Source organism: Streptacidiphilus monticola (assembly GCF_042658505.1).
Taxonomy (GTDB): domain Bacteria; phylum Actinomycetota; class Actinomycetes; order Streptomycetales; family Streptomycetaceae; genus Streptacidiphilus; species Streptacidiphilus monticola.
In genome coordinates this window covers 36641-51499 of record NZ_JBHSQJ010000084.1, presented here as the reverse complement: position 1 = coordinate 51499, position 14859 = coordinate 36641, and the positions used below count along the sequence as shown (strand labels likewise).

Annotated in this window: 12 protein-coding genes; 11 read left to right on the top strand and 1 reads right to left on the bottom strand. The window is 72.5% G+C overall.

What is annotated here, in order from left to right; genetic code table 11:
• Positions 1 to 33 precede the first annotated feature (33 nt).
• The 11 genes from ACFP3V_RS20850 to pyrE all read left to right on the top strand — a co-directional run bounded on the left by ACFP3V_RS20850 (position 34) and on the right by pyrE (position 14077).
• Positions 34 to 1263, top strand: coding sequence for an acyltransferase family protein (locus tag ACFP3V_RS20850; protein ID WP_380585630.1), 1230 nt, complete (start codon positions 34 to 36; stop codon positions 1261 to 1263).
• A 50-nt stretch (positions 1264 to 1313) separates the two neighbouring features.
• Positions 1314 to 2120 (top strand): class I SAM-dependent methyltransferase, encoded by an 807-nt coding sequence (locus tag ACFP3V_RS20845; protein WP_380585628.1) that lies wholly within the window; start codon positions 1314 to 1316, stop codon positions 2118 to 2120.
• Positions 2121 to 2168: 48 nt separating this feature from the next.
• Positions 2169 to 2672, top strand: coding sequence for an LURP-one-related/scramblase family protein (locus tag ACFP3V_RS20840; protein WP_380585626.1), 504 nt, complete (start codon positions 2169 to 2171; stop codon positions 2670 to 2672).
• Positions 2673 to 2911: 239 nt separating this feature from the next.
• On the top strand, positions 2912 to 5530 hold the full coding sequence (clpB, locus tag ACFP3V_RS20835; protein WP_380585624.1) for an ATP-dependent chaperone ClpB: 2619 nt from the start codon (positions 2912 to 2914) through the stop codon (positions 5528 to 5530).
• Positions 5531 to 5655: 125 nt separating this feature from the next.
• Positions 5656 to 6180 carry a type III secretion system chaperone family protein gene (locus tag ACFP3V_RS20830; protein ID WP_380585622.1) on the top strand — a complete coding sequence of 175 codons (525 nt, stop codon included), beginning with the start codon at positions 5656 to 5658 and terminating at the stop codon, positions 6178 to 6180.
• A gap of 147 nt (positions 6181 to 6327) precedes the next feature.
• A complete protein-coding gene (locus tag ACFP3V_RS20825) occupies positions 6328 to 9060 on the top strand; it encodes a PKD domain-containing protein (RefSeq protein ID WP_380585620.1) in 2733 nt (910 codons plus the stop codon).
• Positions 9061 to 9350: 290 nt separating this feature from the next.
• Complete coding sequence (locus ACFP3V_RS20820; RefSeq protein ID WP_380585618.1) at positions 9351 to 9941, top strand: DUF2617 family protein; 591 nt, start codon at positions 9351 to 9353, stop codon at positions 9939 to 9941.
• A complete protein-coding gene (locus ACFP3V_RS20815) occupies positions 9938 to 11500 on the top strand; it encodes a polyamine aminopropyltransferase (protein WP_380585616.1) in 1563 nt (520 codons plus the stop codon). Before ACFP3V_RS20820 ends, ACFP3V_RS20815 begins: the two co-directional genes overlap by 4 nt.
• A 63-nt stretch (positions 11501 to 11563) precedes the next feature.
• Positions 11564 to 12496 carry a CoxG family protein gene (locus ACFP3V_RS20810; RefSeq protein WP_380585615.1) on the top strand — a complete coding sequence of 311 codons (933 nt, stop codon included), beginning with the start codon at positions 11564 to 11566 and terminating at the stop codon, positions 12494 to 12496.
• A 10-nt stretch (positions 12497 to 12506) separates the two neighbouring features.
• Entirely contained in the window at positions 12507 to 13328 is an 822-nt protein-coding gene (locus ACFP3V_RS20805) for an aldose epimerase family protein (protein WP_380585613.1), read from the top strand.
• 212 nt (positions 13329 to 13540) lie between these two features.
• Positions 13541 to 14077: an orotate phosphoribosyltransferase gene (gene pyrE / locus ACFP3V_RS20800; protein WP_380585611.1), complete on the top strand. Its 537-nt coding sequence runs from the start codon at positions 13541 to 13543 to the stop codon at positions 14075 to 14077.
• 68 nt (positions 14078 to 14145) lie between these two features.
• Here pyrE and ACFP3V_RS20795 read toward each other — a convergent pair whose 3' ends face one another.
• Positions 14146 to 14859 carry a DedA family protein gene (locus ACFP3V_RS20795; RefSeq protein WP_380585609.1) on the bottom strand — a complete coding sequence of 238 codons (714 nt, stop codon included), beginning with the start codon at positions 14857 to 14859 and terminating at the stop codon, positions 14146 to 14148.

Sequence of the window (14859 nt, the reverse complement as noted above, 5' to 3'; positions counted from 1 at the left end):
GGCCGACGCCGTGACGGCTGATCAGGAGCATGGGTGGGGATCGACCACGCGACCGAGGCGCTGCCGCGACCGCAGGAGCAGGTCTCCGGGTCGACCGAGGAGGTGGCGGCCCGGCCCACGGCCCCCCGCCGTACCGCGCCGCGGCTCGCCGTCGTCGACGGCCTCCGCCTGGTGGCCGCCCTGGCGGTGGCCGCCTTCCACTACCTGGGGCCGAACGACCCGGCCATCTGGGGCGCGCGTCCGAAGGCCTTCGCCTATCCGCTGCACCACGCGGCCATGTACGGCTGGCTCGGCGTGGAGGCCTTCTTCCTGATCAGCGGATTCGTCATCTGCATGAGCGCCTGGGGGCGCACCCCCGGGCAGTTCGCGGTCTCGCGGATCTCCCGGCTCTACCCGGCCTACTGGTGCGCGCTCGTCCTGATCGTGCTGCGCATCGCGCTGATCCCGATGCAGACCAAGGACGTCGGCGCGGTGATCCACCCCCGGGTGGTGCTGGCCAACCTGTCGATGTTCCCCGGCGCCCTCCACACCAACCTGCTGGACGGCGTGGCCTGGACGCTCGACGTGGAGGCGCGCTTCTACGTGCTGATGGCCGTGGTGCTCACCCTCGGCACCACGTACTCCCGGATCCTCGGCTTCTGCTGCGCCTGGCTGGTGGCGGCGTTCGTCACCACGCAGACCCACGCCACGCTGCTGGACCAGTTCGTGCTGAGCGGATACGCGGGGCTGTTCGTCTCCGGGATCGCCCTCTACCTGATGTACCGCTTCGGGCCCAACCTGCTGCTCTGGGTGCTGCTCGGGGTCGCCTGGGCCTACCAGATGACGGTGCTTCAGGATCGGGTCCGCATCCACGGCGCGGACTGGGGGGTGCACCGGACGGTGTCCTGGTCGGTCTGCGCCCTGCTGCTCACCGGCTTCCTGGCCCTGCTGGCGCTGGCCACGATCGGTCCGCTGGTACGCGTCCAGTGGCGCTGGCTGATCACGGCCGGGGCGCTGACCTACCCCTTCTACCTGGTCCACCAGAGCCTGGGGATCCCGCTGGCCCGTGAGATCACGCACCACGTCCCGGAGTTGGGGCACTGGGTGACGATGGGCGTCGTCCTGGCCGCCATGCTGCTGCTGTCCTGGCTGATCTACCGGCTGGTGGACCGGCCCGTCGGCAGCTGGATGCGGCGCAGGCTGACGCTCGGCCTGCGGCTGGACGCCCCGGACGGGACCGCCGGCGCGCGCCAGGCGTGGGGCAGGGTGCGGGGGACCGTCTGACCCGAAGGGCGGCGCGCCGCGCGATCGGCATACCGCTACGGTGACCGGCCATGACGATCTTTGACGAGGCGGAGCGCAGGGTCTGGGCGGGCCGGGCGGAGGCGTACGGCCGCAGCTACGCCAAGCTGTGCGCGTACCCGGTCCCGCAGTTGCTGGACGGCGTGCAGGTCGCGGCGGGCACGGCGCTGTTGGACGTCGGGACCGGCACCGGTGCGGTGGCCGAGGCGGCTGTCGCCCGCGGGGCGCGGGTACGGGCGGTGGACGCCGACGCGGGCATGGTCGCCGCTGCCGCCGAGCGGGTGCCGGAGGCACGCGTCAGCCAGGCTGTGCTGCCGGAACTGCCGTTCGGCAACGGCGAGTTCGACGTCGTCGCGGCCAACTTCGTGCTGAACCACGTGGGTCGGCCCGCCGCGGCGCTGCGGGAGCTGCGGCGGGTGCTGCGTCCGGGCGGCAGGGCCGGGCTGACGATCTGGGCGGTCCCGGCCGCGGGCGGGCAGTCCCTGGTACCCCGGGCGCTGAACGCGGCGGGCGCGGTCCGCCCGGGCTGGCTGCCCTCGCTGGACCCCGAGCACGACTTCGAGCGCTCGGAGTCGGGCCTGGCCGCGCTGGTCCGAGCGGCGGGCTTCACCGCTGTCGAGGCCCGGACGCTGCGCTGGGAGCACCGGGCCACCCCGGACGAGTGGTGGGCGGGCCCGGCGAACGGCGTGGCCGCCGTGGGCCGGACGCTCCTCGCGCAGGGCGCTGCCGTGCAGCAGGAGGCACGCCGTCAGTTCGAGCTGCTGGCAGCGGAGTTCGCAGCCCCGGACGGCACGCTGGTGCTGCCGCACGCGGCCCTGCTCGTCATCGGCGTGGCGTAACGTCCCCCTTCGACGCAGAGCTGAGCAGACGTCCAAGGAGGCGGCGACGTGAAGTACCTGATGCGGGAGCGGATCTTCGGCTTCGGCGAGGACCACTGGATCCGTGACGAGCACGACGACAAGGTCTTCCTGGTCGACGGCAAGTCGCTGCGGATCCGGGAGACCTTCGAGCTCAAGGACGCGGAGACGCGGGAGACGCTGCTGGAGGTGAAGAAGCGCCTGCTGTCCTTCCGCGACCGGATGAACATCGAACGGGACGGCGACACCATCGCCACCGTCCACAAGAAGCTGCTGCACCTGTTCCGGGACAAGTACCTGGTGGAGTTCGAGGACGGGGTCACCCCGGACATCGAGATCACCGGGAACTTCCTCGACCACGAGTACCAGCTCGAGCAGGAGGGGCGGCGGATCGCCCAGGTGAGCAAGAAGTGGTTCTCCTTCCGGGACACGTACGCGATCGACGTCGAGGAAGGCGTCGACGTGCCCCTGGTCCTCGCGGTCGCGGTCTGCGTCGACCACCTCGAAGCCGAGGACAAGCCCGGCGAGCAGTAACGCCCCGTCAGGGGCGCGGGGATCCCCCACCCTTCGGGTGGGAGGGGCCCCCACCGCGGCAACCCACCACTCAGGGAGGTCCGGCCCGCACTCAGGGTCGAACCTCCCTGAGTGGTGGGTTGCCCGCGCAGTTCCCCGCGCCCCTTGGGCGGTGGCTGAGGTTGAGCGGAATAGACTCAACTTATGTCATGCTGAGGTAAGCAGACAGTCACGGGCACCGCAGGGAGGACGACGCAGACGTGGACGCCAGCAAGCTGACCACCAAGGCGCAGGAGGCGCTCTCCGCAGCCATCCGGCAGGCCTCCGGGGCGGGGAATCCCGACGTCACCCCGGTCCACCTGCTCATCGCGCTGCTGGAGCAGCCGGAGGGGATCGCCCGGCCGCTGCTGGAGGCGGTGGGCGCGGACCCCGCGCGCCTGCGCGGCCAGGCCGAGCGCCTGGCCAACGCCCTGCCCAGCGCGCAGGGCTCCACCGTGGCGGCGCCGCAGCTCGCCCGGCAGACGGTCGCCGTGCTGAACGAGGCCGGCGCCCGCGCCGCCGAGTTGGACGACCAGTTCGTCTCCACCGAGCACCTGATGGTGGGTCTGGCCGCCGAGGGCGGCGCGGCCGCCGACGCGCTCAGGGCCGAGGGCGCCACGGCCAAGGCGCTGCTCGACGCCTTCACCGACGTGCGCGGCAGCGCACGGGTCACCTCGGCCGACCCGGAGAGCACCTACAAGGCGCTGGAGAAGTACGGCACCGACCTCACCCAGGCGGCCCGGGACGGCAAGCTCGACCCGGTCATCGGCCGGGACCAGGAGATCCGCCGGGTGATCCAGGTGCTGTCCCGCCGCACCAAGAACAACCCCGTGCTGATCGGCGAGCCCGGCGTCGGCAAGACCGCCGTCGTCGAGGGGCTGGCCCAGCGCATCGTCGCAGGCGACGTGCCCGAGTCCCTGCGCGGCAAGCGCCTCGTGGCCCTCGACCTGGGCGCGATGGTGGCCGGGGCCAAGTACCGCGGCGAGTTCGAGGAGCGGCTCAAGGCCGTCCTGAACGACATCAAGGAGAGCGACGGCCAGGTCGTCACCTTCATCGACGAACTGCACACCATCGTCGGCGCGGGCGCCGGCGGCGACTCCGCGATGGACGCGGGCAACATGCTCAAGCCCATGCTGGCCCGGGGCGAGCTGCGCATGGTCGGCGCGACCACGCTGGACGAGTACCGCGAGCGGATCGAGAAGGACCCGGCGCTGGAGCGCCGCTTCCAGCAGGTGCTGGTGGGTGAGCCGAGCGTGGAGGACACCATCGCCATCCTCCGCGGTCTGAAGGGGCGTTACGAGGCGCACCACAAGGTGCAGATCGCGGACGCCGCCCTGGTCGCCGCCGCGACCCTGTCCCACCGCTACATCACCTCCCGCTTCCTGCCGGACAAGGCCATCGACCTGGTGGACGAGTCCGCGTCCCGGCTGCGCATGGAGATCGACTCCTCGCCGGTCGAGATCGACGAACTCCAGCGCGCCGTGGACCGGTTGCGGATGGAGGAGATGGCGCTGTCGAAGGAGTCCGACGCCGCCTCCGTCGAGCGGCTGGAGCGGCTGCGCCGCGACCTGGCCGACAAGCAGGAGCAGCTGTCCGGACTCACCGCCCGCTGGCAGCAGGAGAAGGGCAGCCTGAACCGGGTCGGTGAGCTCAAGGAGCGCCTGGACGACCTGCGTGGCCAGGCCGAGCGCGCCCAGCGCGACGGGGACTTCGCGACCGCCTCGCGGCTGATGTACGCCGACATCCCTGCCGCCGAGCAGGAGCTGGCCCAGGCGCAGGACGCCGCGCGGACCGAGTCCACCACCGCGTCCATGGTCAAGGAGGAGGTCGGCCCGGACGACGTCGCCGACGTCGTCGCGTCCTGGACCGGCATCCCGGCCGGACGGCTGATGGAGGGGGAGACCGCCAAACTGCTGCGGATGGAGGACGAGCTGGGCCGCCGCCTGGTCGGCCAGCACACCGCCGTCCAGGCCGTCTCCGACGCGGTGCGCCGGTCCCGCTCCGGCATCGCGGACCCGGACAAGCCCACTGGTTCGTTCCTGTTCCTCGGCCCGACCGGCGTGGGCAAGACCGAACTGGCCAAGGCGCTGGCGGACTTCCTCTTCGACGACGAGCGGGCCATGGTCCGCATCGACATGAGCGAGTACGGCGAGAAGCACAGCGTCGCCCGGCTGGTCGGCGCGCCGCCCGGCTACGTCGGCTACGAGGAGGGCGGCCAGCTGACCGAGGCGGTCCGGCGGCGTCCGTACTCGGTGGTGCTGCTGGACGAGGTGGAGAAGGCCCACCCGGAGGTCTTCGACATCCTGCTCCAGGTGCTGGACGACGGGCGGTTGACGGACGGTCAGGGCCGCACCGTGGACTTCCGCAACACGCTGCTGATCCTCACCTCCAACCTGGGTTCGCAGTACCTGATCGACCCGGCACTGGACGAGTCGGTGAAGAAGGAGCGGGTGCTGGACACGGTGCGCACCGCCTTCAAGCCGGAGTTCCTCAACCGGCTCGACGACATCGTGGTCTTCGACCCGCTCAGCACCGAGGAGCTGGGCCGGATCGTGGACCTGCAGGTCGCCTCGCTGGGCCGGCGGCTCACCGACCGCAGGCTCAGCCTGGACGTCACCCCGGCCGCGCGCGACTGGCTGGCGCTCACCGGGTACGACCCGGCGTACGGCGCGCGTCCGCTGCGCCGGCTGGTCCAGTCCGCCATCGGCGACCAGCTGGCCCGGGCGATCCTCTCCGGCGAGGTCCGCGACGGTGACACGGTCGAGGTCGACGCCGCGCCGGGCGCCGAGAAGCTGACGGTCCGCCGCCAGGACAAGGAGGCGCTGAGCCTGGACAAGTAGGCAGGCCCGGTCGAAGGAGAGCAGTCGACCCCGGCGCGGGCTCCGCGCCGGGGTCGACTGACGCGGGCGGCGCCGACAGGGCAGGATAGGAGCCCTACGTGCCAGTACCGCGAGGAGCACCCCTGATGAGCATCGATCCGTCCTCCATCCCCTCCTTCGGGGTGCCGCAGCAGCCCGCCCCCGCGGGCCAGCCGCCGGTGATCATCCCGGACCAGGACCTGGTCAAGCAGCTGCTGGACCAGATGGAGCTGAAGCACACGGTGGACGAGGAGGGCGACCTGCTCGCCCCCTGGGAGGGCTTCCGGGTCTACTTCATGTTCCGCGGCGAGCAGCAGGAGCTGTTCGCGGTCCGCGCCTTCTACGACCAGCCGCACGACCTCGAGCGCAAGGCGGAGCTGCTGGAGGCGCTGGACGAGTGGAACCGGGAGACCCTCTGGCCCAAGGTCTACACCCACACCCACGACGACGCCGTCCGGGTCATCGGCGAGACCCAGATGATCGTCGGCATGGGCGTCAACCTGGACTACTTCGTCGCGATGACCGCCAACTGGACGCAGGCCGCGGTCACCTTCAACACCTGGATCGCCGAGCGCCTCGGGCTGGCGGCCGAGGAGCCCAAGCCGGACGAGTCCGCCGAGGGCGAGGCCTGACGGCCCGTCAACCCCTGTGNCCGGCCCGCGCACTGCGCGGGCCGGGCCCTCGGCGTCCCGTTCCCACTGGACAGCGCACGGACGGAGATCGGTAGGATCCCCGCGTCCGGGGCATGGGGAGTGCTCCGCCGCAGCCCGGGGGGCGCGTTGTCCAGAATTCGCACAGCGGGTCTGATACCTCTGGCGCTCGCCGCCGGCCTGCTGGCCGCGCCCAGCGCGCACGCGGACGGAGCGGTTGTCCGCTTCGTCCAGTCGTCGGCCGCCGACTGCGCCGACGCAGGCCCGGGTGACCAGGCACAGCCGTACTGCACTCTGCAGGCCGCCTTGTCGGCGGCCCAGCCGGGTGACACCGTCATGGTCGTCGAGGCGACCGACGACGCCGTTCTCTCCCGCTCGGGTACGCCCGACGCGCCGATCACGCTGACCTCGGCCGACATGTCCTCGGTCAGCACTGGAACACTGGCGCTCCAGTCGGTGCACGACGTGCGGATCTCCCGGTTCCGGGGCAGTGGGACGCTGCACATCGCCGACTCGCGGCAGGTGAGCGTGGAGTCGAGCGAGCTGGCGGACATCAGCGGCCCCGCCGTGGGTTCGGTCGACATCACCGGTTCCAGCGCCGATGTGACGCTTCGTCAGACGTACGTGCTGAACTTCAATGCCCCCTACGCGGTCCAGGTGGGAGCGGGGACCCAGCGGGTCACCCTGAGCACGAACGTGCTGCGGGCGCCCGTCCGACTGAGCGGAACGAGTGACGCCCTGGTGGCAGGCAACTCCGTCACGGCGAGCGGAACCTCGGCGCTCACCGTGTCCGGCGGGTCCGCCGGCACGGTGCTGGTCGACAACGTCTTCGACGGACCGCTCAAGGCGGACCCGGACAGCCTGCAGGGGATGCGCGAGTCCTACGACAATGTCAGGCCGGGGAGCGACGGCACGCTGTACGACTGGGGCGGCACCGCGTACACCACCGTCACCGCCTTCCAGGCGGCGCCGGGCGGTTTCGGCGTGCAGGACCTCGTGACCGCGCCGAGTGCGGCAGCGCGCAACTATGACAACTGGGTGGACGCGGCCGACGAGACGGCGCCCGGGGAGCTGCCGACGGACGTGAACGGTCGACCCCGGGTGGACAACACGTTGGTTCCGAACACCGGTACCGGGAGCGGTACCTGGGACCGGGGGGCGGAGGAGGTGCAGGACCCGATCCACTTCTACGCGCCGTCGCCGTCGCCCGACCAGGCGCCGACGGGAACGGCGATCACCCTGCCCTACCAGGACTTCAACCCGTGGCGGACCCCCGTCTCCGCCACCGTGGACTGGGGCGACGGCACGACGCGGTCCTATGCGGCGGGAACGCTGCCGAGCCACGTCTACACCAAGGGGGCGGCGGGCGGCCAGACCTACGCCATCACCGAGACCAAGCGGGTGGAGGGCTCCTCGTACCAGCAGACGTTCACCACGCAGGTGGTCATCAGCCCGCCCGGCCCCATGACCGTGAAGGACGCGCCGGGGATCCGGATCCCCGACGCCCGGCACCCGCTCACCATCGACGCCTCGACCTTCGGCACCCTGTTCTTCTCGCCCTGGGGTATCGCGGGAGAGACCATGGACTTCGGCGACGGCACCGGCACCGTGCCCGTGGACGCGTCGAACATGCTGCACACCTACGCCCGGCCCGGTCGCTACCGGGTCACCCAGACCGCGACCGACCGGATCGGCCGGACCATCAGCGCGTCCGCGGTCGCCCAGGTCGGCGCCGCGTTCGCGGCGGTGGCGCCCGCGCGGCTGTTGGACACGCGCAACGGCACGGGGGCGGCCAAGGGCCGGCCGGGCGCGCACAGTGTCATCCGCCTCACCGTCACGGGCCACGGCGTACCCAGCGGGGCGACCTCGGTCCTGCTCAATCTCACGGCCGTGGGCTCGGCTGCCCCGGGGTACGTGACCGCCTATCCGCACGGCAGGCCCCGCCCGACGGCGTCGTCCCTCGACTACCGGCGGGGGCAGACGATCGCCAACCTGGTCAGCGTGCCCGTGGGCGCGAACGGACAGGTGGACCTGTACGTCTCCGCCGGGCCCGTCGACCTGGTCGCCGACGTCGAGGGCTACCAGTCGACCGCGCCGACCGGACCGGCGGGCTTCTTCACCTCGTACCTCGGCCAGCACGGCGAGTGGACCAACTGGTGGGGAGCGCCGCGGTTGGCCGCCGACGGCACGCGTACCCTTCAGGTCGTCCCGCCCGAGCTCACCAACCTCCAGCAGTACGACATGGGTTACGGGGCCACGGCGGTGGTGCTCAGGCTCACCGTGTCCAAGCCGGGCAGTGCCGGATACCTGACCGCCTACCGGGCGGGGACCGCACGTCCCGGCACGTCGGTGCTCAACTTCAGCCAGGGCGAGGATCGTTCGGCCACGGCCGTGGTCCCGGTGGGGCCGGACGGCAAGGTGTCCGTCTACGCCCACGCCGGAAGACCGATCCTCCTCTCCGTCGCCGTGGAGGGCTTCTACGCCCCGGAACTGGCGGACAGTCAGTTCCACGTGATGACGACACCGGTCCGGGTGCTCGACACGCGCACCGGGCTGGGTCACCGCGGGCGGCTCGCGGCCTCGACGGACTGGCGCTTCAAGGTGTCGGGCGCGGCCGGGCTGCCGTCCGGCGTCACCGGTGTGCTGGTGAACCTGACCGCGGTGAACCCCACGGCCCCGGGCTCCCTGTGGGCCTGGGCCGACGGGAACCACCGACCCGTGGAGGAGGCCCTGCGCTACCAGCGCGGGCAGGTGACCGCGGGCCTCGTCTGGCTGCCGGTGGTGAACGGCTACCTGCGGCTCTCCTCCGACTACGGCACGCTCGACGTGGTCGCGGACATCGAAGGCTACGCATTGGGCTGAACGGGTGTTACCCGATGGGGTGAGTTCCTTATTGCCGGTGGCACGTGACAGGCGGCCCGGAATCGATTCCGGGCCGTTCTGTCATGTTTCTGCGAGAGGTCGGCCCACGTCAACGGCGGTGTTCGAAACGGGCTCGGACAAATTCTGGAGAATTCAGGAAGGCTATCCCCGGAGACCGGCGCAGGCCGGAAGATTGGGTAAATGCCCACGGGGGGGCGGGTATTCGTGCTTCCCTGCTGATGAGTCCCCCAAGATCCCGGCCGTGGCGGCGGCCTGACGCGGAGCCCCGAATGCTCACCACCCTGCACACCACCTATACCGACACCCGGGCCGGTGACCTGGCGTGGTGTCTGGGCAGCGAGAGGCTGCCCGCACTGGCCGTGCTCGACCTGCGACTGGGCGCGGTGGAACTGGAGTTGCGCCTGCTCGGCGCGTCCCACCAGGTCATCCTGGGCGACCGGCACTCCGAGACGGTCGCCTGCCTGCCCGGGCGGCGCACGCCGCTGCCGGCCCGGGTCGCCGAGCGGATGCACCGCTGGGACTACGAGTTCGCCGCGCGGATCGAGCAGCTGACGGCCGCTCAGTTCGCCGTCCGGGCCCAGGAGCTGCTCGCGCTGGTCGAGCACCACCCGCATGCGCTGGCCGGCATCTTCCCCGGTGACCCCAACGCCTTCACGGCGCTGGTCGCGGGCGGCGGGGAGAGCAAGGACGCCGCGGTGCACTGGCGGACCTGGCACGCCTACCCGCAGGAAGGCCAGCTGGTCTGCACCCGCTCGACGCTGCGCCCGCACAGGCGTGCGGAACGTCAATCCGGCGCCCGTGACACGCCGTCGGTCGGGGGACGGGAGCCGGCGAAGGGTTCACCTAGCGTTTGTATGTGATCAAGGACGACGAGCGGAGCGCCCCGCCGCGCCCGGTCCGGACCGGGCTCCGGGGGCGGTCGCGCGGGCCGCGCGCCGGCCGCTGGGCGGTCCTGCTCGCCGCCTTCGTCTGCGCCGCCTGCGGGCTGGTCTACGAGCTCGAACTCGTCGCCCTCGGCAGCTACCTGCTGGGCAACTCGGTCACCCAGGCCAGCGTCGTGCTCTCGGTCATGGTCTGCGCGATGGGCCTGGGCTCCCTGCTCGCCAAGCACTTCACCCGGCGCGCGGCCACCGCCTTCGCGGTGGTGGAGAGCGCCCTGGCCCTGTCCGGCGGCCTCAGCGTGATCGCGCTCTACGGCTGCTTCGTCTGGATCGGCCACTACCAGGCCGCGCTGGTCGTGGTGGCCGCCCTGATCGGGCTGCTGATCGGAGCGGAGATCCCGCTGCTGATGACGCTGATACAGCGGATCCGCCGTCAGGACGCGAGCCGCGCCGTGGCCGACCTCTTCGCCGCCGACTACGTCGGCGCGCTGGTCGGGGGCCTGGCCTTCCCCTTCTTGCTGCTGCCGACCGTCGGGCAGTTGGACGGGGCGCTGCTGACCGGGACCGTCAACGCCTGCGCTGGGACGCTGGTGGCGCTCTGGCTGTTCGGCGCCGAGCCGCCCGCGCGCACCCGGCTGCTGCTGTGCATGCTCAGCGGGACGGTGGTGCTGGCGCTGAGCCTGGCCTGGGCCCTGTCCGGCGCCTTCGAGCGGGCGGCGCGCACCAGCCTCTACGGCTCCTCGGTACTCGCCAGCCGCCAGAGCGGCTACCAGGAGATCGTGCTCAGCGGCGGCGACGACCGTGCGGGCGCCGCCGACCGCGCCGGCTCCGGCCGCCCGCTGCGGCTGTACCTCGACGGGCAGTTGCGCCTCTGCTCCGCGGACCGCCCGCGCTACCTCGACGCGCTGCTGGGCCCGGCGCTGTCCCGGCTGACCGGACGCCGGCTGCGGGTGCTGGTCCTCGGCGGCGGAGACGGAACGGTCGCCGCGAGCCTGCTGGCCGACCCGCGCACCGAGCACGTCACGGTCGTCGAGAGCGACCCGGCGGTGCTCCAACTGGCGCGCACCGACCGGCGGTTGACCGCGCTCAACCGCCGGGCCCTGGACGACCCCCGGGTGCGCACCGCGACGGCCGACCCCTTCGACTGGCTGCGCACCGCCCCGCGCCAGTACCGCTCCTACGACCTGGTGGTCGCACAGCTGCCCGACCCGGCCCAGGACCAGAGCCGCAAGTTCTACAGCCAGGAGTTCTACGGACTGGTGTCCCGCGTGCTCGCACCGGGCGGCCGCCTCGTCGTCGACGCCGGAGACCCCGCCGCCGCCGGCTACCGTGACGCGGACCGCACCCTGCGCTCCCTCGGACTGCACAGCGTCGCCTACGCCGTGCCCTCCGGCCCGGACCGGTGCGACGGCAGCCCCGAGTGGGGCCTGCTGCTGGCCGGCCGGGAACGGCAGGGCACGCCGCCGCTGCCCGCCGGAGCCCGGCTGCGGCCTCCCGGGCCGGGAGCCCACGTCACCACCTTGCTGCATCCGCGCTGACCCGCGGCGATCCACGCCGGTTCACCGGCGTGCCGGGCGTGCGGATGGGTAGGCTCCCTGACCATGGAGCACTCGGTTCTGGTTCCGCTGTCCCCCGGGGCCCTGCGCGAGTCGTTGGGTCGGCCCGAGCTGCTGGCCCGCTGCCTGCAGGGGTTCACCCCGGAGCGCACCGCGCCCGAGGGCACGCTGCTGGCAGGACGGCTGAAGCTGCGTGTCGGCGGCGCCACCATCACCTACCGCGGTGAGGTGCGCGCGCTGGACGACCCGGACGAGCTCTTCTTCCAGCTGACGGGCCGTCAGTCGGTGGGGGACGGCGGCGTGGTGGGAACGCTGCGGCTGCGCCTCGAGGAGGACGGCCCGGTCTCCACGGTGGTCCGCGCCGACGCCGGCTTCACCGGCGAGGGCCGGATCGCCGAACTCGACGGCAAGGCCGTGGACCAGGCCGCCCGCCGCCTGCTGGACCGTTTCTTCACCGCGCTCTCCGAGGACCCCGAGGCGATCACCGCCGTTCCCGAGCTTCCGCTCCCGCTCGGCGACGACGAGGACGCGCAACTGCTGGAGCTGACCGAGCTCCCCGACCTCCTCGCCGGTGCGGACGACGACCCGGACGGGCAGGCCGACGACGAGGTGGACGACGGCTCGGACGAGGACGGCGAGGTGCGGGCCGACGCGCTGGCCGAACTCGCGGACGGCAGCGAGGACGACATCGACTACCTCATCGAGATCGAGGAGCCGGTCGGCGAGTCGGGCCGCCGCAGCATCGTCGGCCGCAGCGCGGAGGAGGTCGACCACGCCCCGCCGCGCGGCCGTTACGCCCCCGCGCTCCCGCCGCGCAGCACCCGCTCGCGCGCCTCCGCGCTGTGGGACGCCCCGGCGCGACGCCTCGGCGAACCCCCGCTGCCGCCGTCCGCGCGCAGCCGTGCGCCGTGGCTGGTCGGCGGTGTCGCGCTGGTCGGCGGTGCGGTCGTCCTGGCCCGCGCCCTGCGGCGCCGGTGAGGTCGCCGTCGTGCCCGACTCCGCGACCGCCGTCCGACTCCACGCCGGGGACGCCGAACTGACGGTCCTTCCGACGGAGGGCTGCCGCGTCGTCGGCTTCCGCGTCGGCGGCACCGAGCTGCTGCGGACCGAGCCGGTGGGGGAGGACGACTACCGGATCTTCAGCTACGGGTCCTTCCCGATGGCCCCCTGGGCCGGCCGGGTGGACCGCGGCCGCTGGAACAACGGACCCTTCCGCCACCAGCTGCCGGTGGACGCCCCGCCGCACGCCATCCACGGCACGGCGATCCGCTCGCGCTGGTCCGCGGCGGGCCCGGCGACGGCCTCGTCGGCGGCGTTCTTCACCGACCTGGCCCGGCCGTGGCCGTATCCGGGGCGGATCACCCAGATCTTCGAGCTGACGGAGCGTTCGCTGCGCACCACCCTGGCTGTGGAGGCCAGCCTCGACTCCTTTCCGGCGCAGGTGGGCTGGCACCCGTGGTTCCGCCGGCGCCTCAGGCCCGACGGCCCGGAGGCGGACCTGGAGTTCGCGCCCGCGTGGCAGGAGGAGCGGGGCCGGGACCACCTGCCCACGGGCCGCCGGGTGCGGCCCACGGAGGGGCCGTGGGACGACTGCTTCGGCATGCCCGACGGGGTGGAGGCCACGCTCCGGTGGGGGGACGAGTTCGCGCTGACGGTGAGCGCGGACTGCACGTACGTGGTGGTGTACGACGCCCAGGCCGATGCGCTGTGCGTCGAACCGCAGACGGGTCCCCCCAACGGCCTGAACACCCACCCCCACCTGGTCACCCCCATCGACCCCCTCGAAGCGACGATGACCTGGACCTGGTGACCCCCATCAGGGGCCGCACGCCCCTTCGGGGCGCGAGGCTGGAGACATGTGCGGCTCCGCCGCGCGGGCGGGAGCAGCCCACCACTCGGGGAGCTCCGGGCCCCAGGTGCGGGACGAACCTCCCTGGTGGGTGGTTGCCCGCGGTGGGAGCCCTTCCCGCCCGAAGGGTGGGGGATCCTCGCGCCCCCGAGGGGGCCGTAGGCTGGAGCCTCATGAGCAACCTTCGTGACGAGCTGCTGGAAGAGATCAAGAACAAGGCCGTGGTCCACGGCAAGGTGACACTCTCTTCCGGGCTGGAGTCGGACTACTACATCGACCTTCGGCGGATCACCCTCGACGGCGCGGCAGCGCCGCTCGTGGGGCAGGTGATGCTGGACCTCACCGCCGACCTCGAGTTCGACGCGGTCGGTGGGCTGACCCTCGGGGCCGACCCCGTGGCCACGGCGATGCTGCACGCCTCCGCCGCCCGCGGCTCGCGGCTGGACGCCTTCGTCGTGCGCAAGGCGCAGAAGGCGCACGGCATGCAGCGGCGGATCGAGGGCACCGACGTCAAGGGCCGCCGCGTGCTCGTCGTCGAGGACACCTCCACCACCGGCGGCTCGCCGCTCACCGCCGTCGAGGCCGTGCGCGAGGCCGGCGGCGAGGTGGTCGCCGTGGCGGTCATCGTCGAGCGCGGCGCGGCTCCGGCCATCGCCGAGGCCGGGCTGCCGTACCTGGCCGCCTACCAGCTGGACGACCTCGGGCTCTGACGTTCGCTCGGGCTCTGACGACCCTCGGGCTCTGACGTTCCGTCAGAGCCCCCCGCGGCGGCCGGGCGTCACCGCTTGCGGTGGCGCCCGCCGCTGCCGACCGGCTGCCGCGGGGCCTCCGCCGGGCCCGCCGTCGCGCCGCCGCCGGACCTGCGGTTGCGCAGCACTTCCACGATCACCGGGGACAGCGAGACCAGGATGATCAGGGCCATCGCCGGGATCAGGTACTTGTCGATCACTGGGGCCATCGAGTCGCCGAACTTGTAGCCGATCAGCAGCATCGCCTCGGTCCACACCACGCCGCCGACCACGTTCCAGAGCAGGAACGTCCGAGCGGGCATCTCCAGCGTCCCGGCGACCGGGTTGAGGAAGGTGCGCACCACCGGGATGAAGCGGGCCAGGACGACCGCCTTCGCCGGGCCGAAGCGGTTGAAGTAGGTCTCCGCCTTGTCCACGTGCTCCCGCTTGAAGAGGCGGGAGTTGGGCCGGTCGAAGAGCTTCGCTCCTGCCTTGGCGCCGAGCAGGTGGCCCAACTGGGCGCCCGCGATGGCGCAGAGGGGGGTGGCCACCAGCAGTACGCCGATCGGCATCCGGGTGCCGAGCACGGCCGGCCCGGCGCTGGACGCGGCGACGCCGGCCAGGATCAGCAGCGAGTCGCCGGGCAGGAAGAAGCCGATCAGCAGGCCGGTCTCGGCGAAGACGATGGCGAGCAGGCCCGCCGTCCCGAGCTGGCCGATCAGGGACTTGGCGTCGAGGAGGTTCAGGGCGAGGTTCTGGCTCAC